The organism is Streptomyces lydicus, assembly GCF_004125265.1.
GTDB classification, from domain to species: Bacteria; Actinomycetota; Actinomycetes; order Streptomycetales; family Streptomycetaceae; genus Streptomyces; species Streptomyces lydicus_C.
Genome location: NZ_RDTE01000003.1, coordinates 3928970 through 3949985 on the forward strand (window position 1 = coordinate 3928970; position 21016 = coordinate 3949985).

General features: G+C 70.5%; 18 protein-coding genes and 1 pseudogene. 6 read left to right on the forward strand and 13 right to left on the reverse strand.

Annotated features, from left to right (window positions below):
* Positions 1 to 10: 10 nt before the first annotated feature.
* From ftsH to dacB, 5 genes are all read right to left on the reverse strand, one after another.
* A complete protein-coding gene (gene ftsH / locus D9V36_RS19645) occupies positions 11 to 2023 on the reverse strand; it encodes an ATP-dependent zinc metalloprotease FtsH (RefSeq protein WP_129294927.1) in 2013 nt (670 codons plus the stop codon).
* A 281-nt stretch (positions 2024 to 2304) separates the two neighbouring features.
* Positions 2305 to 2844, reverse strand: coding sequence for a hypoxanthine phosphoribosyltransferase (hpt, locus tag D9V36_RS19650; protein ID WP_129298546.1), 540 nt, complete (start codon positions 2842 to 2844; stop codon positions 2305 to 2307).
* An 86-nt stretch (positions 2845 to 2930) separates the two neighbouring features.
* Entirely contained in the window at positions 2931 to 3989 is a 1059-nt protein-coding gene (gene tilS / locus D9V36_RS19655) for a tRNA lysidine(34) synthetase TilS (RefSeq protein ID WP_129294928.1), read from the reverse strand.
* A gap of 188 nt (positions 3990 to 4177) precedes the next feature.
* Positions 4178 to 5317: a zinc-dependent metalloprotease gene (locus D9V36_RS19660; RefSeq protein ID WP_129294929.1), complete on the reverse strand. Its 1140-nt coding sequence runs from the start codon at positions 5315 to 5317 to the stop codon at positions 4178 to 4180.
* A gap of 188 nt (positions 5318 to 5505) precedes the next feature.
* Positions 5506 to 7101, reverse strand: a complete 1596-nt coding sequence (gene dacB / locus D9V36_RS19665; RefSeq protein WP_129294930.1) for a D-alanyl-D-alanine carboxypeptidase/D-alanyl-D-alanine endopeptidase — start codon at positions 7099 to 7101, stop codon at positions 5506 to 5508.
* A gap of 86 nt (positions 7102 to 7187) precedes the next feature.
* On the opposite strand from dacB, the gene D9V36_RS19670 reads away from it, so the two are divergent.
* Positions 7188 to 7682, forward strand: a complete 495-nt coding sequence (locus tag D9V36_RS19670; protein WP_088799186.1) for an inorganic diphosphatase — start codon at positions 7188 to 7190, stop codon at positions 7680 to 7682.
* 154 nt (positions 7683 to 7836) lie between these two features.
* Here the strand turns inward: D9V36_RS19670 and D9V36_RS19675 are convergent, their stop codons facing one another.
* Positions 7837 to 9585: a threonine/serine exporter family protein gene (locus tag D9V36_RS19675; protein ID WP_129294931.1), complete on the reverse strand. Its 1749-nt coding sequence runs from the start codon at positions 9583 to 9585 to the stop codon at positions 7837 to 7839.
* A gap of 351 nt (positions 9586 to 9936) precedes the next feature.
* On the reverse strand, positions 9937 to 10638 hold the full coding sequence (locus D9V36_RS19680) for a DedA family protein (RefSeq protein ID WP_129294932.1): 702 nt from the start codon (positions 10636 to 10638) through the stop codon (positions 9937 to 9939).
* 208 nt (positions 10639 to 10846) lie between these two features.
* Here D9V36_RS19680 and D9V36_RS19685 point away from each other — a divergent pair.
* The 4 genes and pseudogenes from D9V36_RS19685 to D9V36_RS19700 all read left to right on the forward strand — a co-directional run bounded on the left by D9V36_RS19685 (position 10847) and on the right by D9V36_RS19700 (position 14356).
* Positions 10847 to 11252, forward strand: a pseudogene (locus D9V36_RS19685) (YbjQ family protein).
* 213 nt (positions 11253 to 11465) lie between these two features.
* Positions 11466 to 12131 carry a leucine efflux protein LeuE gene (leuE, locus tag D9V36_RS19690; protein WP_129294933.1) on the forward strand — a complete coding sequence of 222 codons (666 nt, stop codon included), beginning with the start codon at positions 11466 to 11468 and terminating at the stop codon, positions 12129 to 12131.
* A 169-nt stretch (positions 12132 to 12300) separates the two neighbouring features.
* Positions 12301 to 12924, forward strand: coding sequence for an NAD(P)H:quinone oxidoreductase (gene wrbA / locus D9V36_RS19695; RefSeq protein ID WP_129294934.1), 624 nt, complete (start codon positions 12301 to 12303; stop codon positions 12922 to 12924).
* A 16-nt stretch (positions 12925 to 12940) separates the two neighbouring features.
* Positions 12941 to 14356, forward strand: coding sequence for a glutamate decarboxylase (locus tag D9V36_RS19700; RefSeq protein ID WP_129294935.1), 1416 nt, complete (start codon positions 12941 to 12943; stop codon positions 14354 to 14356).
* A 78-nt stretch (positions 14357 to 14434) separates the two neighbouring features.
* Here D9V36_RS19700 and D9V36_RS19705 read toward each other — a convergent pair whose 3' ends face one another.
* From D9V36_RS19705 to D9V36_RS19730, 6 genes are all read right to left on the reverse strand, one after another.
* On the reverse strand, positions 14435 to 15226 hold the full coding sequence (locus D9V36_RS19705; protein WP_129294936.1) for an ABC transporter permease: 792 nt from the start codon (positions 15224 to 15226) through the stop codon (positions 14435 to 14437).
* Complete coding sequence (locus D9V36_RS19710) at positions 15223 to 16224, reverse strand: ATP-binding cassette domain-containing protein (RefSeq protein WP_129294937.1); 1002 nt, start codon at positions 16222 to 16224, stop codon at positions 15223 to 15225. Before D9V36_RS19710 ends, D9V36_RS19705 begins: the two co-directional genes overlap by 4 nt.
* Positions 16225 to 16304: 80 nt before the next feature.
* The gene (locus D9V36_RS19715; RefSeq protein ID WP_241720945.1) at positions 16305 to 17012 is read right to left on the reverse strand and encodes a PadR family transcriptional regulator; all 708 of its coding nucleotides are present in this window, start codon (positions 17010 to 17012) and stop codon (positions 16305 to 16307) included.
* A 75-nt stretch (positions 17013 to 17087) separates the two neighbouring features.
* Positions 17088 to 17636 carry a DinB family protein gene (locus tag D9V36_RS19720; RefSeq protein ID WP_129294938.1) on the reverse strand — a complete coding sequence of 183 codons (549 nt, stop codon included), beginning with the start codon at positions 17634 to 17636 and terminating at the stop codon, positions 17088 to 17090.
* Between the two features lie 167 nt (positions 17637 to 17803).
* Positions 17804 to 19261: an aldehyde dehydrogenase family protein gene (locus D9V36_RS19725; RefSeq protein WP_129294939.1), complete on the reverse strand. Its 1458-nt coding sequence runs from the start codon at positions 19259 to 19261 to the stop codon at positions 17804 to 17806.
* 84 nt (positions 19262 to 19345) lie between these two features.
* Positions 19346 to 20209 (reverse strand): helix-turn-helix domain-containing protein, encoded by an 864-nt coding sequence (locus D9V36_RS19730; protein ID WP_129294940.1) that lies wholly within the window; start codon positions 20207 to 20209, stop codon positions 19346 to 19348.
* 313 nt (positions 20210 to 20522) lie between these two features.
* Here D9V36_RS19730 and D9V36_RS19735 point away from each other — a divergent pair, with 313 nt between their 5' ends.
* Positions 20523 to 21005: an ATP-binding protein gene (locus tag D9V36_RS19735; protein WP_129294941.1), complete on the forward strand. Its 483-nt coding sequence runs from the start codon at positions 20523 to 20525 to the stop codon at positions 21003 to 21005.
* The last annotated feature ends 11 nt before the right edge of the window (positions 21006 to 21016 follow it).

The window sequence follows — 21016 nt, forward strand, 5'->3', positions numbered from 1 at the left end:
GGCCCGGGAATCAGCTCTCGGGACGCTGGTCCTCGGGGGCCTCCGCCTTCTCCGTGGAGACGGCGGCGGTCGTGGTCACCGAGCCGTTGGCCGGGGCCAGCTCCCGCGGCGAGAGCACCGGCGGGCGGCTGGAGGGCGTACGGCGCGAGGAGCCGGTCCACGCCGGGCGGGCCGGGCGCTTGACCACGTGCTTGAAGAGCTCGGCGATCTCCTCCTTGTTGAGGGTCTCCTTCTCCAGCAGCGTCAGCACCAGGTTGTCCAGCACATCGCGGTTCTCGACCAGGATCTCCCACGCCTCGTTGTGCGCGGTCTCGATGAGCCTCTTGACTTCCTCATCGACCAGCGCGGCGACCTCTTCCGAGTAGTCGCGCTGGTGACCCATCTCACGGCCCAGGAAGGGCTCGGAGCTGTCGGTACCGAACTTGATCGCGCCGAGCCGCTCGGTCATGCCGTACTGCGTGACCATCGCGCGGGCCGTTGCGGTGGCCTTCTCGATGTCGTTGGCGGCACCCGTGGTCGGGTCGTGGAAGACCAGCTCCTCGGCCGCGCGGCCGCCCAGCATGTACGCCAGCTGGTCGAGCATCTCGTTGCGGGTCGTGGAGTACTTGTCCTCGTCGGGCAGGACCATGGTGTAGCCGAGGGCTCGGCCGCGGGACAGGATCGTGACCTTGTGAACCGGGTCGGAGTTCGGGGAGGCCGCCGCGACCAGGGCGTGTCCGCCCTCGTGGTACGCGGTGATCTTCTTCTCCTTCTCGGACATGATCCGGGTCCGCTTCTGCGGGCCGGCCACGACGCGGTCGATCGCCTCGTCCAGGAAGTGGTTGTTGATCAGCTTCTCGTCGCTCCGGGCCGTCAGCAGCGCGGCCTCGTTGAGGACGTTCGACAGATCGGCACCGGTGAAGCCGGGGGTGCGCTTGGCGACGGCCGAGAGGTCGACGTCCGGGGCGACCGGCTTGCCCTTCTGGTGGACCTTGAGGATTTCGAGACGGCCCTGCAGGTCCGGGCGGTCGACGGCGATCTGCCGGTCGAAACGGCCGGGGCGCAGCAGCGCCGGGTCAAGGATGTCCGGACGGTTCGTGGCGGCGATCAGGATCACGCCGCCCTTGACGTCAAAGCCGTCCATCTCGACCAGCAGCTGGTTGAGGGTCTGCTCGCGCTCGTCGTGGCCACCGCCCAGGCCCGCACCGCGGTGCCGGCCGACGGCGTCGATCTCATCGACGAAGACGATCGCCGGGGCGTTCGTCTTGGCCTGCTCGAAGAGGTCACGGACACGGGAGGCACCGACACCGACGAACATCTCGACGAAGTCGGAGCCGGAGATCGAGTAGAACGGGACGCCCGCCTCGCCGGCGACGGCACGCGCCAGCAGCGTCTTGCCCGTTCCGGGCGGGCCGTACAGCAGCACACCCTTGGGGATCTTGGCGCCGACGGCCTGGAACTTCGCCGGCTCCTGCAGGAACTCCTTGATCTCGTGGAGCTCCTCGACCGCCTCGTCCGACCCCGCGACGTCCGAGAACGTCGTCTTGGGGGTGTCCTTGGTGATCAGCTTCGCCTTCGACTTCCCGAAGTTCATCACCCGGGAGCCGCCGCCCTGCATCTGGTTCATCAGGAACAGGAAGACGACCACGATGAGGACGAAGGGGAGCAGCGACAGCAGCACCGAGACGAACGGGTTCTGCTTCGACGGGGAGACGGTGTACCCGTCCTTGATCTCGCCGGTCTGGTACTTGGCCTGCAGGTTCTTGGCCACGTCGACGCCCTGGTCGCCGATGTAGCTCGCCTGGAGCTTGTTGGAGCCGTCGATCTTGTTGGAGCCCGACAGCTCGATCTTGATCTTGTTCTCGTCACCGGTCGTCAGCTCGGCGGATTTCACCTTGTTGTCAGCGATCGCCTTGACGACCTGACCGGTGTCCACCGTCTTGTAGCCGCCGGACGAGCCGACGACCTGCATCAACACGACCACGGCGAGGACGGCCAGCACGATCCACATGACCGGCCCACGGAAGTATCGCTTCACGTCCATCCATACGGAGCCGCTGAGGCCCCGTCCCTCCTGCCACAGTGAGGCACAACGCCCTTGGGAGGGCTGGTCGTGCGTACGGTGTATTACTGGCCCGAAAAAGAACTGCCTTCGGACGGTACCCCAGCATTGTCACCCGGCGCCTGCGCCGAGGGTGAACACGAAGCCGAGGATTCCGTTCTCCCTGCTCCAACGGCGGGCGGCCCCGAAGGGTTCCCGTCGCCCTCGGCAGCCGGTCCGGGCCCCGTCCGGCCACGCCGGCCGGACGGGCACACAAAGCGCCCTCAGCCGCCGTAGACGTGCGGCGCGAGAGTACCGACGAACGGCAGATTGCGGTACTTCTCCGCGAAATCGAGGCCGTACCCCACCACGAACTCGTTGGGGATGTCGAAGCCGATCCACTTCACGTCGATGGCGACCTTGGCCGCGTCCGGCTTGCGCAGCAGCGTGCAGACCTCCAGCGAGGCAGGCTCGCGCGAGCCGAGGTTGGACAGCAGCCACGACAGCGTCAGGCCGGAGTCGATGATGTCCTCGACGATCAGGACGTGCTTGCCCTTGATGTCGGTGTCGAGGTCCTTGAGGATGCGGACCACACCGGAGGACTGGGTGCCCGCGCCGTACGACGACACGGCCATCCAGTCCATCGTGACGGGGGTGGACAGCGCGCGCGCCAGGTCCGCCATGACCATCACGGCGCCCTTGAGGACGCCGACGATGAGCAGGTCCTTGCCCGCGTACTCCGCGTCGATCTTCGCGGCCAGCTCAGCCAGCTTCGCGTCGATCTCTTCCTTGCTGATGAGAACCGACTCAAGGTCGGAGCCCATGTCCTTGTCGTCCACCCGTGCCACTCTCGCTCTGTTCGGTGTTCGCGTCAGTCGTGAGACTTCGGATGCGGGGCAGCGTCTGCGGCTCAGCCCTGCCGGATCACCAGTCTGCCACCCTGCCGTCGCACACCCACTCGCCCGGGGAGGTTGATGGCCCCCTGCCCCCGCCAGGCGGTGATGAGCCGGTCCACCTCTTCGATGTGGCGGGCGAAGAGCGAACCGGCCGGTGCGCCGGCGCCGATGACGGCCCGGCGCAGCACCCGGCGGCGCACCGCGGGGGGCAGGGCGAAGAGAGCGGCGATGTCGAGGGTGCCGGTGTCGTCGAGGACGGTGCCCTCCGCGTCGGCCGCCCAGGCGTCCAGGGCGTCGGCGTCGTCGCGGGAGAGCTGGGCGGTACGGGCCAGCGCCTCGACGACGCCCTTGCCGAGCGCCTTCTCCAGGGCGGGCAGTCCTTCGTGGCGGAGGCGGGAGCGGGTGTAGGCGGGGTCGGTGTTGTGCGGGTCGTCCCAGACGGGCAGCGACTGGATCAGGCAGGCCTTGCGGGCGGTCTGGCGGTCCACGTCGAGGAAGGGCCGACGGTAGCGGCCGTCCCTGCCGCTGGTCGCCGCCATACCGGAGAGCGAGCGGGTCCCGGAGCCGCGGGCCAGGCCGAGCAGCACCGTTTCCGCCTGGTCGTCACGGGTGTGGCCGAGGAGGACCGCGGTGGCGCCGTGGCGCTCGGCGGTGGCGTCCAGGGCGGCGTAACGAGCGTCACGGGCGGCGGCTTCCGGTCCGCCCGCCCCTCGCCCGCCGCCACCCCGGTACGCGGTGCCGTGTGCCACCCGGTTCGGCGCTTCCACATCGACGGCGACGACCTCGACGGGGTCCAGTCGCAGGCCCCGCAGCCGCAGGGCGACCTCGGCGGCGCGGAGGTCCGAGCCCTCCTGGAGGCCGTGGTCGATGGTGACGCCCCCGGCGCGGACGCCGAGCTTGGGGGCCTCGAAGGCGAGAGCGGAGGCGAGCGCCATCGAATCGGCGCCGCCGGAGCAGGCGACGAGCACGAGCGGGGGCTCGGGCCGGTCCTGCGCGCAGTGGTGGGTGAGGACGTCGTGGAGTACGCGGCGGACCGCCAGGCGTATCGCGGCGACCGCTGGATGGGGACCCATGTCCGTTTCCAATCGTTCAGCTGGGAGCCCGCCGGTGAGGGCATCTTCGTCACACAGAGTGCCTAGATGGTGACAGAGGCGAGCGGTTCCCCGAGCATTGCACGCCTATCCATCCGTATCGGTCCCTCAGACGGGTGATTGAAGGGGCGCGCTACTGCCACCCGGCGTGCCCAGCTCACGCCGTTCGATTACGGTGCCCCGTCCGCTTTGCGGTGCACCCGCGCGACCCAGTCCGCCGGTTTGGCGATCTCTTGTTTGGTCGGGAGGGTGTTCGGCGACGTCCAGACGCGGTTGAAGCCGTCCATCCCGACCTCCTCGACGACCGCGCTGACGAACCGCTCGCCGTCGCGGTACTGCCGCAGCTTGGCGTCCAGGCCGAGCAGCTTGCGCAGCGCCTGGTCCAGCCGTCCGGCGCCGCTGGCCCGGCGCTTCTGGAACTTCTCTCGGATCTCGGCGACCGACGGCACGACATCAGGGCCCACGCCGTCCATCACATAGTCGGCGTGGCCCTCCAGCAGGGACATCACCGCCGTCAGCCGGCCCAGGATCTCGCGCTGCGCGGGCGTCTGGACCAGATCGACGAGGGAGCGGCTGCTCTCCTCCTCGCCCTCGGGCTTGGCGCCGGCCAGCGACTGGGCGGCCTCGCGCAGCCGCTCCAGGAGGGTGCCCGGATCGATGTCGGTCTCCCCGAGGAACGCCTGGATCTCGCCCTCGATGTGATCCCGCAGCCAGGGAACGGCGGTGAACTGCGTGCGGTGGGTCTCCTCGTGGAGGCACACCCACAGCCGGAAGTCGTGCGGTTCCACCTCCAGCTCGCGCTCCACGTGCACGATGTTGGGCGCGACGAGCAGCAGCCGTCCGCCCTGTGCGCCCGCCGGCAGGTCCCGGGAGGCCGGGGCGAAGGTCTCGTACTGGCCGAGGACCCGCGAGGCCAGGAACGACAGCAGCATGCCCAGCTCCACGCCGGTGACCTTGCCGCCCACCGCGCCGAGCACCGCGCCGCCGGGTACCGCCGAGCGGCGGTCCTCCATCTTGGCCAGCAGCGGCTTGAGCACGGCCCGGAAACCGGCGACGTTCGCCTTGATCCAGCCGGGCCGGTCCACGACGAGGACCGGCGTGTCATGCGGCGCGTCGCCCGTCGCGTCGGGCTGCGCCATCCGCGTGAAGGCCCGGACGTGCGCCTCGGAGGACTTGGCGTGCTTGCGCAGCTCGGCGACGATCGCGCGCGCCTCGTCCCGGCTCACCTCTGGCCCCGGCCGTACGAACCGGGTCGCGGTCGCGACCGCGAGGTTCCAGTCGACCATCTCGGTCCCACCGATGCTCGTCATGAGTTCACCGTACGTGGGCGCTCCTCCGGGGGGTAGCCGGTTCGCTGCGCTTTGCCTCGGCGGGCGTATTCGGCCGTCCCGCCGTGGGGGCTTCTCGCCGTTGCTCCCCCACTGCCTAAAGGGCGTGGGAGGTACCCCCAGCGGCGGGCCGGGTCCGCTGCGCGGGGCTGTGGGTGCGGTGACGGGGTCTAACGGCAGCCGCAGTTGGCCACCGCCGAGGCGAGTTTGTCGAGGGCCTGCTGGGCCCCCTGGGGGTCGGTGGTGCCGGTGGTCATGAAGGAGAAGACCAGGAGGCGGCCGTCGGCGTCGACGACGGTGCCGGCCAGGGTGTTCACGCCGGTGAGGGTGCCGGTCTTGGCGCGGACGGCGCCGGCGCCGGCGCTCTGGCCCCGGTAGCGGTCGCTGAGGGTGCCGGTGAAGGCGGCCACCGGAAGGCCGGTGAGGACGGGGCGCAGGGCGGGCCGGTCGGGCGACGAGGCCTGCAGCAGGAGGTGGGAGAGGAGGGCGGCGGTGACCCTGTCGTCGCGGTCCAGGCCGCTGCCGTCCTCGAAGACCGCGCCGGACAACGGCAGGTGCTGCCGGGCGAGGGCGGCGCGGACGGCCTTTCCGGCACCGGCGAAGCCGGCCGGCTGGTGTGCGGCGAGGGCGGTCTGGCGGGCCAGGGCCTCGGCGATGTCGTTGTCGCTGTAGGTGAGCATCCGCTCGACGAGTGCGGAGAGCGGCAGCGAGCGGACGGTGGCGATCCGGTCGGGCTTCGCGGGGGCCTTGGCGTCCGATGGGCCGCCGTCGACCGTGATGCCGCGCTCGTGGAGCAGTCCGGCGAAGGTGCGGGCCGCGTCGTGGGCCGGGTCGGTGCTGCGGGGGGCGGTGCCGTGGTCGCTGTCGTCGAGGCGTCCCTCGTCGGCCATCAGGGCGGTGACGGGGGCGATGTTCTCGTTCGGGCCGATGGGGTGCAGGACGGGGCCGGTGTACGCGCGGGTGTCGTAGCCGAGGCCGACCTTGGTGAGGTGGCGCTTCTTGAGGGCGCGGGCGGTGGCGTCGGCGAGGGTGCGCAGATTCGCGGGCTGTTCCTCGGCGCCGTGCCGCGGGGCGCGGGCGGTGAGCGTGGGGTCGCCGCCGCCGACCAGGACGATGCGGTTCTTGCCGCCCATGACGACGGTGGTGTCGATGCGGTGGTCGGGCCCGAGCGCGGAGAGCGCGGCGACGGCGGTGGCGAGCTTGACGGTGGAGGCGGGCGTGGCGGCCTTGCCCTGGCCCTCGCCGAAGACCTCGCGGCCCGCGGCGACGTCGAGAACGGAGGCAGTGCGCAGCGGGCCGAGCGCGGGGTCCTTCAGCAGCGGCGAGAGCGCGTCGGCGAGGCCCGCGTCGGTGGGCACGGGGGCCGCGCCGCGGCCCGCGGAGCCGGGCGCGGTGTCGCCGAGCGCGGGCAGGACGGGCGGGGCGCTGGGTGCCCGCCCGGGGTCGGCGGCGTGATGCTCACCACTGGCACCGTCCATGGAGCCCGCCTGTGCGCGCTCGGCCGTACGCTGACCCGAGTCCCACGGCCCCGCCGCTGCCACCGCGGCGAGCGCGACCGCCAGGCCGGTGGCTGCGGAGACCGCCGTCAGCTGCCAGGTTTGCCGGGTTTGGCGCGGTGTGGCCTCCCAGGCCTGCCGTGCGGCCGCGTCCGTACGGCGCGCGGCGTCGGCCGCGCGCTGCGCCGCACGGACCGCCGCGCGCGGCGCCGCCCGCCCGGACCGCTGCGCCGACTGCCATCTGACCTGCCACTTTCCGGTCTCCGGCACCTCGGACCAGCCCCTTTCGCCACCACACACCTGCGTGGGGGACACTTAATCACCAGACGTATGTGTTGATCATGGAGGAGCCACCCGTGGAGTTCGACGTCACCATCGAGATCCCGAAGGGTTCGCGGAACAAGTACGAGGTGGACCACGAGACCGGTCGGATCCGCCTGGACCGTCGACTCTTCACCTCGACCAGTTACCCGGCCGACTACGGCTTCGTCGAGGACACCCTGGGCGAGGACGGCGACCCGCTGGACGCGCTGGTCATCCTGGACGAGCCGACTTTCCCCGGCTGCCTCATCAAGTGCCGCGCCATCGGCATGTTCCGGATGACGGACGAGGCCGGCGGCGACGACAAGCTGCTGTGCGTGCCGGCGTCCGACCCGCGGGTGGAGCACCTGCGGGACATCCACCACGTGTCGGAGTTCGACCGCCTGGAGATCCAGCACTTCTTCGAGGTCTACAAGGACCTGGAGCCGGGCAAGTCCGTTGAGGGCGCCAACTGGGTCGGCCGCACCGAGGCCGAGGCCGAGATCGAGGCCTCGTACAAGCGCCTTGAGGCGCAGGGCGGCAAGCACTGACACAGCCGTACGGTCCCGGCGCGCGGCGGGGTTTCGCCGACCGCGGCGCGCCGGGGTCCGCGGACTGATTTTCTTACGCGAACGGGCGGCACCCGGTTGGGTTGCCGCCCGTCGTGCGTGTCGCGGGCGGTGTGCCGCCCGCGGGTGCCGCCGGCTAGAAGCCGCGGGTGCGCTTGGCGGCGCGGCGGCCGCCGGCTTCCTGGAGGCCGGGCGCCCGCAGGAACAGCCGGGCGACCTCGGCGCCGAGGTTGACCCCCACCGCGATGGCCAGCGCCAGAGAGGCGGCCTGGACCAGCGACGTCAGGCCCTGTGGCAGATGTCCCTGGGCGAAGTTGAGCAGGCCGAAGTACGTGGCGCTACCGGGCAGCAGCGGGCCGATGGCCGCGGTGACGTACGGCAACGCGGACGCATAGCGGTAGCGGGAGAGCAACTGGCCGAAAAGGCCCACCAGTCCGGCCGCGATCGCGGTGGCGGGCACGGCGTTTATCCTGGCGACGTAGGCGAGCGCGCCGTAGACGGCCCAGGCGACGCCACCGTTCAGGGTCGCAAACGCCACGGTGTTGCGTTCCTGCTGGAGCAGCACGCAGAACGCCAGCGCCAGCAGCATGGCCGCCACGATCTGCACCAACGGCTCGTTGTACACCCCCAGCGACTGCTCGGGGTTGAGCCGCCGCAGGCCGGGATTGAGCTGAAGTCCGATGTAGAGCACGCTGAGCACGCCGACGACGATGCCGACGATGAGGTAGCCGACCTCCAGCAGACGGGCGGCGGCGGTGATGTAGTAGCCGGTCAGCCCGTCGTGGACGCCGGCGACCAGGGCCCGTCCCGGGATCAGCGCGAACAGCCCACCGGTGATCACCGCCGATGCCTGCACATTGGCGTGCGCCAGGCCGAAGGCGACGCCCACCGCGGCGGGCGGCATCGCGGCGACCACGAACTGGTAGAACTCCGGCAGCCCGCGCGCGGACGCCAGCCAGGCCAGCCGGTCGCCGAGCATCGAGCCCACCGCGGCGGCGACGAACACCAGCATCCCGCCGCCGACCAGCATGGAGGCGGCACCGGACAGCAGCCCGGAGGCCACCGTCAGCGCCCAGCTCGGGTAGGGGTGGCGGTTACGGCGGATCTCGGCGAGGCCGCGGTAGGCCTCTTCGAGGGTGATGCCCTCGGACGCGATCTCGTCGACGAGCCGGAAGACCGCGGCCAGCCGGTTGTAGTCGACGCCGCGGCGGCGCACCGTCCGGCTCGCCGTGACCGGGTCGTCGACCAGCGACGGCTGGTAGGAGATCGACAGCAGGGTGAAGGTGACCGTCGGCTCGACGCGCTCCAGCCCGTAGGCGTGCGCCACACCGAACATCGCGGCCTCGACGTCCTCGGCGCCCTCGCCGCCGGCGAGGAGGATCTCCCCGATACGCAGCGTCAGGTCGAGTACGCGGGGGACGGCCGGGCCGCTCTCGTCGTCGGCCCGCTCGACGCGTTCGGGGACCGGCCGCTCCCCCACCGGCATCCGCAGCATCGTGCGCATCCGGTCCTGCCAGGGCGCCTCCTTGGTGAGGCGGACGGCGGGGATGCCGTGCGGCGGGGTGAAGGCGTAGCTCAGGGCGGTCGAGCCGGCGGGCATCGGGGTCTGGCCGGTGGTGCCGCTGGGCGGCGCGAACGCCGAGCCCTCCTGCTCTGCCGGCACCTCGGGGCGCAGGCCGGAGGGCAGCGCGAACTCGGAGGTGGGGTGCTCGTCCTCCGGCAGCGGCGGATACGGCACGCCCAGCGGCGGGGTGAAGGCGCTGTGCACCTCGTCCGGCTGGGGCTTGCGCTCCTCGGAATCTGCCGGGTCCGGGCTGCCGCCGCTCCCGCTGCTGCTGCCACTTCCGCTCGCGCCGCGCTGGCCGCGTTGTGGGTCCGACGCCACGGTTCTTCGCTCTCCTCGTAAGCCTCCTGACGGATACGAAGGACACGATGCCTGATAGGGGTGGACGGCGCGTGCGCGGGGGCGATGTTTCGGCTACCGGTCCGCTGCCGGTCCGCTGCGCTTTGCCGTTCCGCGGAGGGCGATTTCGGCTGTCCCGCCGTGGCGGCTGCGGCGAGCCGGGTCCGCTGCGCGGGGCTGTGGGTGCGGCGACGGGCCGGTGGGGCCTGGGTACCGGACTGCTTCGCTTTACGTCCTGTACCCAGGCCTCACCGGCCCGTCGCCTCCCGTTGTGGGTGGGAACTGAGGTGGTGGGGTGGCTGGTGTCCGGGGGCCAGTGGCTCGTTGCCGTTGTCAGCGCTTGGCGTGGCGGCCGCGGCGGGTGTCGGGGGCGGGGGCGCGGTCCGCCGGGTGGGGCGGGGCGGGCTGCTCGTTCTTGGCCTTGCCGCGGGCGCGGAGGTACTCGATGGCGACCGGTACGACGGAGATCAGCACGATCGCGACCAGGATCAGCTCGATGTGCTGGTGGACGAACGGGATGTTCCCCAGCGAGGCGCCGAGCAGCGTGACACCGGCGCCCCACAGGGCGCCGCCGATCAGGTTGAAGGTGATGAAGGAGCGGTAGTTCATCCGGCTCACACCGGCGATGATCGGCGTGAAGGTCCGCACGATCGGTACGAAGCGCGCCAGGATCAGCGACTTGGGTCCGTGCTTCTCGAAGAACTCGTGCGCCTTCCCGATGTTCTCCTGCTTGAAGAGGCGGGAGTCGGGGCGCTTGAAGAGCGAGGGGCCGACCTTGCGGCCGAAAAGGTAGCCCGCCTGGTCGCCGAGGACGGCGGCCAGCACCACCAGGGAACACACCAGCCACAGCGGCCGGTCCAGCTTGTTCGTCGTCACCAGCAGTCCGGTGGTGAACAGCAGCGAGTCGCCCGGCAGGAAGAAGCCGATCAGCAGGCCGGACTCCGCGAAGACGATGACCAGGACGCCGACCAGGCCGAAGGTCGCGATCAGATAGTCCGGGTCCAGCCACTGCGGGCCGAGCGCGAGAGTATTCACGGGGTGAAGGCTCCTGGGTCGAGGGCGCCGGATCGTGCGGTGCGACGAGCGAAGCGACGAGGGTGCAGGCGCGTGTGCGGCCCAAAACTATCAACGCCACACGGCCCCCCTTGGTTCCAGGCGGGCCCCGGGGGCCCCACCCGAGCGCCCCCGACCGCTGGCCGCGCCCCAGGGACCGGGTGATGCTGGCCGCAAGGAGGTGCGCGCCATGGGCATCGAGGAGTACGGCGGCGGGCAGCATGCGCAGTCCGATGTGCTGGTGGTCACGACCAACGACGTCCCGGGGTTTCACGTGGAACGTGTCATCGGCGAGGTCTTCGGCCTGGCCGTGCTTCCCCAAGCTCTCGACTGCGCTTGAGCAGGGGAGACCCCAATCGCCACCTCGGCAGCCAGATCGGCGCGGGCCTGAAGTCGATGATCGGCGGCGAACCGCGGGGCCTGACCAAGACCCTGGTCGAGACCCGTAACCAGCGATGGAACGGCTGGTGGAACAGGCCCGCTCGCGGGGTGCGAATGCGGTGCTGATGTTCCGCTTCGATGTCACGGAGGCCGCGGACGTGGGCACCGAGGTGTGCGCCTACGGGACGGCTGTGGTGCTCTCCCCGCAGGGCTGAGCGCCGGGCCGGGGCGGGCGGAGGGTGGCGCACCGGCTCACTTCCGCTCCCTTCCCGGTACGCACTCCACGTCCCGGTACGCGCTCCACGTCCCGGTACGCGCTCCACGTCCCGGTACGCGCTCCACCAGGTGTCCTCACCTCGTGTGAGGCGCACGTCCGCATCATGAAAAGCCGGTGAGGCGGCGATCGGGGGGATGAGATCCTGCCGCACATGCTGGGGATAACGGATCTGTCCACGTATCTGGTGGGGCTCGCACTGATCATTCTGCTGCCGGGGCCGAATTCGCTGTACGTCGTCTCGGTGGCGGCCCGGCGCGGCCCGCGGGTGGCCTACCGGGCGGCGGCCGGTGTGCTGTGCGGTGACACGGTGCTGATGACGCTGTCGGCCGGCGGTGTGGCCTCGCTGCTGCAGACCAGCCCGGTGCTGTTCACCGTCGTGAAGTTCGCCGGCGCGGGCTATCTGACGTGGCTGGCCGTCGGGATGCTGCGCGGCGCCCTGGCGCTGTGGCACGGCCGGGAGGCGCGCCGGGCCGAGCGGCGGAGCGGGGAACCCGAGGCGCCGAAGGAGACCGTGGAGCGGCCGTACCGCAGGGCGCTGGTGGTCAGCCTGCTCAACCCGAAGGCGATCCTGTTCTTCATCTCCTTCTTCGTGCAGTTCGTCGACCCGGCCTACGCCCATCCGGTGCTGTCGTTCCTGACGCTGGGCGCCTGGGCGCAGCTGTTCAGCTTCACGTACCTGTCGGTCCTGATCTTCAGCGGGACGTTTCTGGCGGCGACCTTCCGCCGCCGCAAGCGGCTGACGGCCGGGCTGTCCGCGGGTGCGGGTGCGGCGTTCCTCGGCTTCGCCGCGAAGCTGTCGCTGGCGAGCGCGAGCTGAGCCGGCGCCGGGCGGGCCCGGCGGCGTCCCGCAGAGACGGATACGGGCGGGTGGCGGTCCCTCGGGACGGCCACCCGCCCGTTGCGCTTCCCGTTGCGCTTCCACTGGGTGAACCCTGGAGGCCACTTACCCCCTATGCCCCTATTGTCGGGTTCCAGGAGGTGCGCCGATGCCCGTGCACGATGTGAAGGTCGCCGTCATCTACTACTCGTCGACCGGCACCATCGCCGAGCTCGCCCGGCGGATCGCGGACGCCGCCGAGCACGCGGGGGCCGACGTACGCCTGCGCCGGGCCGCGGAACTCGCACCGCAGACCGCGATCGACGCCAACCCGGCATGGGCGGCGAACGCCGCGGCCACCGCCGACATCATGGAGGCCACGCACGAGGACATGCTCTGGGCGGACGCGGTGATCTTCGGGACCCCCACCCGCTTCGGGAACGTCTCCTCGCAGCTCAAGCAGTACATCGACACCCTGGGCGGCCTCTGGCAGCAGGGCAGGCTGGCGGACAAGATCTACAGCGGCTTCACCGCGAGCGCCACCCGGCACGGCGGCCAGGAGTCCACCCTGCTCGCGCTCTACCAGACCGTCCACCATTTCGGCGGCATCCTCGTGACGCCGGGCTACACCGACCCGGCGAAGTTCACCGACGGCAATCCCTACGGCACCTCTCACGTCGGCGGCCCGGACACCCCGCCCGACGACGACGCGCGCACCGCCGCCCGCATCCAGGCGGAGCGCGTGGTGAAGTTCACCAAGGCCGTCAAACACGGCCTTTCCTTGGCCAGTTGACGGGTAGGGGCGAAAGATGACTCTGCACAAAGGCGCATCGGCATCCGACCGCAAGCACATCGGACATCCGGTCAACCCCTTCTACGGGGAGGCCGACCCGGTCGCCGGCATGGAGTCCGCCCCACCGCGGCACACCCTGCCGGACGGCCCGGTCTCCCCGCGTACCGCCTACCAGTTCGTGCACGACGAGCTGATGCTGGACGGCAACTCCCGGCTGAACCTGGCGACCTTCGTCACCACCTGGATGGAGCCGCAGGCCGGGGTGCTGATGGCGGAGTGCCGGGACAAGAACATGATCGACAAGGACGAGTACCCGCGCACCGCCGAACTGGAGAAGCGGTGCGTGGCGATGCTCGCCGACCTGTGGCACGCCCCCGTCCCGTCCGAGGCCGTCGGCTGCTCCACCACCGGGTCGAGCGAGGCCTGCATGCTGGCCGGCATGGCCCTCAAGCGGCGCTGGATGCAGCGGAACAAGGACCGGTATCCGGGCCAGGCACGGCCCAACCTCGTCATGGGCGCCAACGTCCAGGTCTGCTGGGAGAAGTTCTGCAACTTCTGGGAGGTCGAGGCGCGCACGGTCCCCATGGAGGGCGACCGCTTCCACCTGGACGCGGAGTCCGCCGCCGGGCTGTGCGACGAGAACACCATCGGCGTGGTGGCGATCCTCGGCTCGACCTTCGACGGGTCGTACGAACCGGTGGCCGAGATCTGCGCGGCGCTCGACGAGGTCCAGAAGCAGAAGGGCTGGGACATCCCGGTTCATGTGGACGGCGCGTCCGGCGCCATGATCGCGCCGTTCCTCGACCCTGACGTGGTCTGGGACTTCCGGTTGCCGCGGGTCGCCTCCATCAACACCTCGGGGCACAAGTACGGCCTGGTCTACCCGGGCGTCGGCTGGGCGCTGTGGCGCAATACGGAGGCGCTGCCCGAGGAGCTGGTCTTCCGCGTCAACTACCTGGGCGGCGATATGCCGACCTTCGCGCTCAACTTCTCCCGTCCCGGCGCCCAGGTGGCCGCGCAGTACTACACCTTCCTCCGGCTCGGCCGGGACGGCTTCCGCGCCGTGCAGCAGGCGACCCGCGACGTGGCCCGGTCGATGGCCGAACGGATCGGCACCCTGGGCGACTTCAGACTGCTCACCCAGGGCGACCAGCTGCCGGTCTTCGCCTTCACCACCGCGGACCACGTCACCGCCTTCGATGTCTTCGACGTCTCCCGGCGGATGAAGGAACGCGGCTGGCTGCTCCCCGCCTACACCTTCCCCCCGAAGCGCGAGGACCTGTCCGTCCTGCGGGTGGTCTGCCGCAACGGCTTCTCCCTGGACCTCGCCGACCTGTTCATCGCAGATCTGGAAGAGCTGCTGACCGAACTCCGGCAGCAACCCGGGCCCATGCAGCGCCCGGAGAACGTGGCGACGGCGTTCCACCACTAGGGACTGACGCCAGGCCCTGGTGTGCCGCCGGGCCGTCCGGCTGCTGCCGGACGGCCCGGCAATCGCGTCCCGCCTGCCCTAACGCCCCAGCCCCCGGTACCTCCGCACCGCCGCCGGGAAGAACACCGCGAGCAGCACCAGGGGCCACACCACGGCCAGCAGTCCGGCGTGGCCCGCCGCCCAGCTGTCCCCGGACCACCGGGGGTTGGCGAACAGCTCACGCACCGCGCTCGCCGTCGCCGACATCGGATTCCACTCGGCGATCGCGCCCAGCCAGCCGGGCATCGACGCGGCGGAGACAAAGGCGTTGGAGAAGAAGCCCACCGGCCAGACCAGGATCTGTACCGCCTGCACCAGCTCCGGTCTGCCCGCGAGCAGGCCGAGATGGATACCGATCCACAGCATCGCGAACCGCAGCAGAAGCAGCAGCCCCACCGCGGCCAACGCGTCGGCCGCGGTGCCGTGCCAGCGCCAGCCCATCGCCAGCCCGACGCCGATCATCACCAGCAGACTCAGCGCCGACTGCAGCATGTCCAGGACGCTGCGTCCGACCAGCACCGCGGACGGCGCCATCGGCATCGACCGGAAGCGGTCGAGCACCCCCTTGCCGAGGTCCTGGGTCACCGCGATCATCGTCGATTCGAGCCCGAACGCCATGGTGAGCGCGAACATCCCCGGGACCAGGTACTCCTTGTAGTCGCCGCCGCCCGGCACGGCCATCCCGCCGCCCAGGAAGTACCCGAACATCAGCAATAGCAGTACCGGAAAGACCAGTTGCACGACGATCTGCACCGGCCGTCGCGCCCAGTGCGTGAGACCGCGCCGGGTCATCGTCCAGGAATCGGTGACCGCCCACGCCATACCGCTCATACCGCCGTGCCCTCCCTGTCCGCCGTGCCTGTCTTGGCCGCGCCGTCCCCCGTCAGATGCAGAAACACCTCGTCCAGCGTCGGCCGCCGCACCGCGAGGTCCGCCGCCTCGATCCCCGCCGCGGCCAGCACCCGTACCGCCTGGGCCAGCCCCGCCATCCGGTCGGCGACGGGCACGCTCAGCCGCCGGGCCTCGGCGTCCGCGGCGACCGCGCCACCGCCCGCCGTGCTCCCCAGCGCCTCCTCCAGCAGACCGGCCGCCCAGCCCAGTTGCCCGGCGTCGTGCAGGACGACATCGATCCGGTCGCCTCCGGTCGCGGACTTCAGCCCGTCGGGAGTGCCGTCCGCGACCACCCGGCCGCCGTCCACCACCGAGATCCGGTCCGCGAGCTGGTCGGCCTCCTCCAGATACTGCGTGGTCAGCAGCACCGTCGTACCGTCACCCACCAGCGAGCGCACCGCCTGCCACACCTCGGTACGGCCCCGCGGATCGAGCCCCGTCGTCGGCTCGTCCAGGAACAGGATCCGCGGCGCCCGCACCAGACTCGCCGCCAGATCGAGCCGGCGCCGCATCCCGCCGCTGTAGTGGCGTACCGCCTTACGGCCGGCACCGGCGAGCCCGAACCGCTCCAGCAGCTCGTCCGCGCGCTCCCCCGCCCTGCGTGCCCCGAGGTGGCAGAGCCGCCCGAACATCTCCAGGTTCTGCCGCCCGCCGAGCTCTTCGTCGACCGTCGCGTGCTGGCCGAGCAGCCCGATCCGCAGCCGCACCTCGTCCGGCTGCCGCAGCACATCGAAGCCGGCGACCTCGGCCCGCCCGCCGTCGTGCCGCAGCAGCGTGGACAGGATCCGTACGAGGGTGGTCTTGCCTGCGCCGTTGGGTCCCAGGACACCGTGCACCACTCCGTGCGCAACGGTGAGGTCCAGCCCGTCCAGGGCCGCTTTGTTGCCGTAGTGCTTGTGCAGTGCTTCGACGACGATCGCCTGATCGCGGTCCGTCACGACATCCCCTCCCCGCTGTAGTCAAGTTTGACTACGTATCGCGGTAAGGTAATCCCCGTTCCGCGGTTAGTCAAACTTGATTAATCAGCTTCCTTGGCGAGGCCACCGCCGCCACCGCCGCCGCCCTCGTGCCCGCCGGTCCCGCCGCCCTCGGCCTCCCCGGAGTGCGCGTCCTTCACGGCGTACGGGTTCTCCTGCCCGTCGGCGAGCACGCCGACGAACGGTTCCCCCTCGCCGGCGAAGACATACGCCCCGCCCTCGATCCGCTCGATCAGCCCGCGCGTCCACACCGCGCCGCTGTCCGCGGAGTGCACCCACATATTCATGAGCTCGCCGATATGGCCGAGCTGTTCGGGCCCGTCCTCGGGCGTGTAGTGGCCGGTGACCGTGCCACGCCACTCCTCCAGCGCCCGCACCCGCTCCTTGAGCAGCGCCACCGCCTCGGCCCGCGGAAGGTCGACGACGAAGCCGATGCCCGCGCTGAGCACGTCGGCCTTCTGGTCGTGCTGGGCGAGCGCCGCGCGCAGCAGCGCGAAGTACTCCGTCTCGCCCGCCGCGGTGAGCTCGTACTCGGTACGCGGCGGGCCGCCGACGGTGCTGGGCGCGATGTCATGGGCGAGCAGCAGCCCCTGCCTGGCCATCTGCTTGAGCGCGTGGTAGATCGAGCCGGGCTTGGCGTTGGACCACTCATGGGCGCCCCAGTACTCCAGGTCGTTGCGCACCTGGTAGCCGTGCGCCCGGCCGTGCTGCCGCACGGCGCCCAATACCAACAGCCGGATCGCCGACATCGTCTCCTCTATCCCTACACGTGCCCTGCCGTCAGCCTAGAACGCCCCGGCAGGGCGCGCGGCAGACCCCCGCGCTCACCCCTGCCGGGCCGCGCGCTCCTCGTCCACCAGCGCAAAGGCCGTCTTGCCGTCCAGGGATTCGCGGAGGATGTCGGCGTGACCGGCGTGCCGGGCCGTCTCCTCGATCAGGTGCAGCATCAGCCAGCGCATCGACTGCCGGGCCTGTGGCGGGAACCACGGCGCCTCGGGCAGCGGGAAGGTGTCGTTCAGGCTCGGCAGCGAGCGGATGAACTCCTCCGTACGCCGGGCGACCTTCTCCCAGAACGCCAGCATCCCCGCCAGGCTCTCGTCCTCCACGAGCTGGAAGCTCAGGTGCCAGGTCTCGGGGGTCCGCTCGATGGAATGCGGCCGTTCCTGGGCGGTCTCGATCCAGCCCTGCTCGGTCTGTGCGACATGCTTGACCAGGCCGGCCAGCGACAGCTCACCGGCGCTCGGCCGCCGGGACGCCTCGGCGTCGGTCAGCCCCAGGACCGCCCGCCGCAGCCCGCCGCGCTGGGCCTCCAGGAAGGCCAGCAGCGCGCCGGCCTCGTCGCCGTGGGCCTCGGCAAGAACGTGAGTGGGCATGAGATCCGCCTTTCCTGACGCCTTGTGACGTCTCGTGACATCCCCCGGCGGCCGGCTCCTCGCCGTCCGCCTTCGACATCACTCAAGGTAGGAACCCATGCGGTCAGCTTCTGTCCGCAACGCGTGGCGGATGGCCGCGGATCACCCCGCCGGGATCGCCCCGCCGCTCAGAACGGGAACTGCGACCGCCCGTGCTGGATGGAGATCCACTTGGTGGTGGTGAAGGCCTCCACCATCGCATCGCCGTTCAGCCGCCCCACGCCCGAGCTCTTCGCGCCGCCGAACGGCACGATCGGCTCGTCGTGCACCGTGGCGTCGTTGACGTGGAACATCCCGGTCTCGATCCGCTTGGCGAACCGCACCCCGCGCTCGATGTCGGCGGTGTGCACGGCGCCGCTGAGCCCGTACGGCGTGGTGTTGGTGAGCCGCACCGCCTCGTCGTCACCGTCGAACGGCACCAGCACCACCACGGGCCCGAAGATCTCCTGCTGCAGCAGCGGGGAGTCCTCCGGCAGCCCGCTCAGCACGCTGGGTGCCACCAGCGTGCCCCGGGTCTCACCGTGCAGCAGCGCCGAGGCGCCGTCGGCGACCGCGCGGTCCACCAGCGAGGTGATCGCCTCGGCCTGCCCCTCGTTGATCAGCGGACCGATATGGGTCTGCGGGTCGGTGGGGTCGCCCACCTTCAGGGCCGCGACCCTGGCCACGAACTTCTCGGTGAACTCCTGCTCCACGGCGCGGTCCACGAGCACCCGGTTGGCGGCCATACAGACCTGGCCCTGGTGCACGAAGCGGCTGAAGACGGCCGCGTCCACCGCGTAGTCGACATCGGCGTCGTCCAGCACGACCAGCGCGCTGTTGCCGCCCAGTTCCAGCACCGAGTGCTTGAAGTGCGACGCGGCGACCGTGGCGACATGCCGGCCGACCTTCTCGGAGCCGGTGAAGGAGATGGTCTTGGGCACCGGGTGCTCGATGAGCGCATCGCCGATCTCGGCGATATCGGTGACCACGACGTTGAGCACCCCCGCCGGCAGCCCCGCCTCCTCGAAGATCTTGGCGACCAGACCGCCGCCGCACACCGGGGTGTTCTGGTGCGGCTTGAGGACGACCGCGTTGCCGAGCGCGATGGCCGGCGCGACGGACTTGAGGGAGAGCAGGAAGGGGAAGTTGAAGGGGCTGATGACGCCGACGACACCGACCGGCAGCCGGTAAAGACGGTTCTCCTTGCCGTCGATGGGCGAGGCCAGAATGCGGCCCTCGGCACGCAGCGCCAGCTGGATCGCCTCGCGCAGGAACTCCCTGGCCAGATGCAGCTCGAAGCCCACCTTGACGAGCGTGCCGCCGACCTCGGCGGCGATCGTCTCGGCCAGCTCCGCCTCACGGTCGTCGATGATCCGCAGCACCCGCTCGAAGACGGTCCGCCGGCTGTACGGATTGGTGGCGCCCCACTCCCGCTGCGCGCGCTCGGCGGCGCGGTAGGCCTGGTCGATCTCCTCGACGGTGGCGACGGGTATGGAGGTCAGCTTCTCCCCGTTATAGGGATTGAAGTCGACGATGTCCCACGAACCACTGCCGGCCCGCCATTCGCCGTCGATGAACTGATACGCCAACTCGTCGAAGTAGGACATGCCATCCCGATCTGGAGAACAGGGCGCTCAGGGCGCCGCATTGGGGGGTGCTGACTCCTGATGGTGCGCCATCCTACCGACGCGTCACATCAGTTGGAGCAGTCCGCGCAGCAGGTCCCTGGTCTCGGCCGGATTCGGCCCCTCCTCCTGGAGGCGGTCCATCACCCGGGCGTATTGCGCGACCTCTTCGGGCTTGTCCACATAGAGCGCACTCGTCAGCTGCTCCAGGTAGACGACGTCCGGCAGACCGGACTCCTGGAAGCCGAGCATCGTGAAGGCTCCGCTCTCGCCCGCATGCCCTCCCAGACTGAAGGGCATCACCTGAAGCCGCACGTTCGGTCTCTCGGACACCTCGATCAGATGCTTCAGCTGCTCGCGCATCACGGACCGTTCGCCGTAGGGGCGGCGCAGCGCGGCCTCGTCCAGGACACAGTGGAACTGCGCCGACCGCTCGGTCACCAGCAGCTTCTGGCGCTCCATGCGCAGCGCGACGCGGCGCTCGATCTCGGCGGGCCCGGCATCCGGCATGCCCCGTCTGACGACGGCCTGCGCATAGCTCTCCGTCTGCAACAGCCCATGAACGAACTGGACTTCGTAGACTCTGAGGAGCGAAGTGGCGCCTTCCAGACCCACATACGTCTGGAACCAGCCGGGCAGCACATCGGTGTAGCTGTGCCACCAGCCGGCCACATTCGCCTCGCGCGCCAGGGACAGCAGCGCCTCGCGCTCCTGGGCGTCACCGACCCCGTACAGCGTGAGCAGGTCCTCCACATCACGTGCCTTGAAGCTCACGCGGCCCAACTCCATGCGGCTGATCTTCGATTCGGACGCACGGATCGAGTAGCCGGCCGCCTCGCGGGTTATCCCGCGCGATTCACGCAGCCGACGGAGCTGCGACCCGAGCAGGATCCGCCGCACCACCGACCCGCTCGACTCACTTGCGGACACCTCTCAGACCCTCCTGTGACCCCACCCCGTCCAACAGTGGGCCGCAGTCTGCCACGTTCGGGCTCCGTTGCGTGCTCATCCGGTTACTGATGTGTGAGGCCCCCGCAACCCCTCCACACGAACTGACGGGAAGAATCCGGAGGAAAACCGTCCGGGATGACGCAATCACGGCACGTGCACGTGCATCTGCCCTTGCATCTGTCCCGCGCATTGGGAACCATAGGCGTCGCACGCATGCACGCTCGTGAAAGATCCGCCAGATCCGGCTGACCGGCCAGGGTCATGACGTCCGCGAACGCCAGGAGTGCCTCGCATGGGGACCAAGGTTTTGACCATGCTCGAGCCGTTATGGCAGGGCTTTCCTCCCGTCGACCCCTTGGCTGTCTCCGGATCGGCGTCCCGCACACTCCCGCCGCGCTATGAATCGGTGCGCAGTGCACGTGCGTTCACTCGCGAGACCCTGCAGGGCTGGGATCTGGACGATCTCTTCGACTCGGTCGCCCTCGTGGTCTCCGAACTCGTCACCAATGCCCTGCGGCACGCGATCCTGGCCGCTCCGGAGCACCACGACGCCACCCCGCCCGCCCGGCTGCACCTGATGCGCTGGTCCTCCCGGCTGATCTGTGCCGTACGGGACCCGAGCGATGACTCACCGGTCGCCGGGGAGGCGGATTCCGCCGCGGAGTCGGGTCGTGGGCTGTACCTCGTGGACTCCTTCAGCGACAGCTGGGGCTGGCATCCGCTGGCCGGTGCCGCACACGGCAAGATCGTGTGGGCCCTCTTCCGGCTGCCGTAGCCGCTTCCCGC

Coding starts and splice junctions, on each gene's coding strand:
- ftsH (WP_129294927.1), bottom strand. CDS start 2,023: ATGGACGTGAAGCGATACTTCCGTGGGCCGGTCATGTGGATCGTGCTG.
- hpt (WP_129298546.1), bottom strand. CDS start 2,844: ATGGGCTCCGACCTTGAGTCGGTTCTCATCAGCAAGGAAGAGATCGAC.
- tilS (WP_129294928.1), bottom strand. CDS start 3,989: ATGGGTCCCCATCCAGCGGTCGCCGCGATACGCCTGGCGGTCCGCCGC.
- D9V36_RS19660 (WP_129294929.1), bottom strand. CDS start 5,317: ATGACGAGCATCGGTGGGACCGAGATGGTCGACTGGAACCTCGCGGTC.
- leuE (WP_129294933.1), top strand. CDS start 11,466: ATGCTGGGGATAACGGATCTGTCCACGTATCTGGTGGGGCTCGCACTG.
- wrbA (WP_129294934.1), top strand. CDS start 12,301: ATGCCCGTGCACGATGTGAAGGTCGCCGTCATCTACTACTCGTCGACC.
- D9V36_RS19700 (WP_129294935.1), top strand. CDS start 12,941: ATGACTCTGCACAAAGGCGCATCGGCATCCGACCGCAAGCACATCGGA.
- D9V36_RS19705 (WP_129294936.1), bottom strand. CDS start 15,226: ATGAGCGGTATGGCGTGGGCGGTCACCGATTCCTGGACGATGACCCGG.
- D9V36_RS19715 (WP_241720945.1), bottom strand. CDS start 17,012: ATGTCGGCGATCCGGCTGTTGGTATTGGGCGCCGTGCGGCAGCACGGC.
- D9V36_RS19720 (WP_129294938.1), bottom strand. CDS start 17,636: ATGCCCACTCACGTTCTTGCCGAGGCCCACGGCGACGAGGCCGGCGCG.
- D9V36_RS19725 (WP_129294939.1), bottom strand. CDS start 19,261: ATGTCCTACTTCGACGAGTTGGCGTATCAGTTCATCGACGGCGAATGG.
- D9V36_RS19735 (WP_129294941.1), top strand. CDS start 20,523: ATGGGGACCAAGGTTTTGACCATGCTCGAGCCGTTATGGCAGGGCTTT.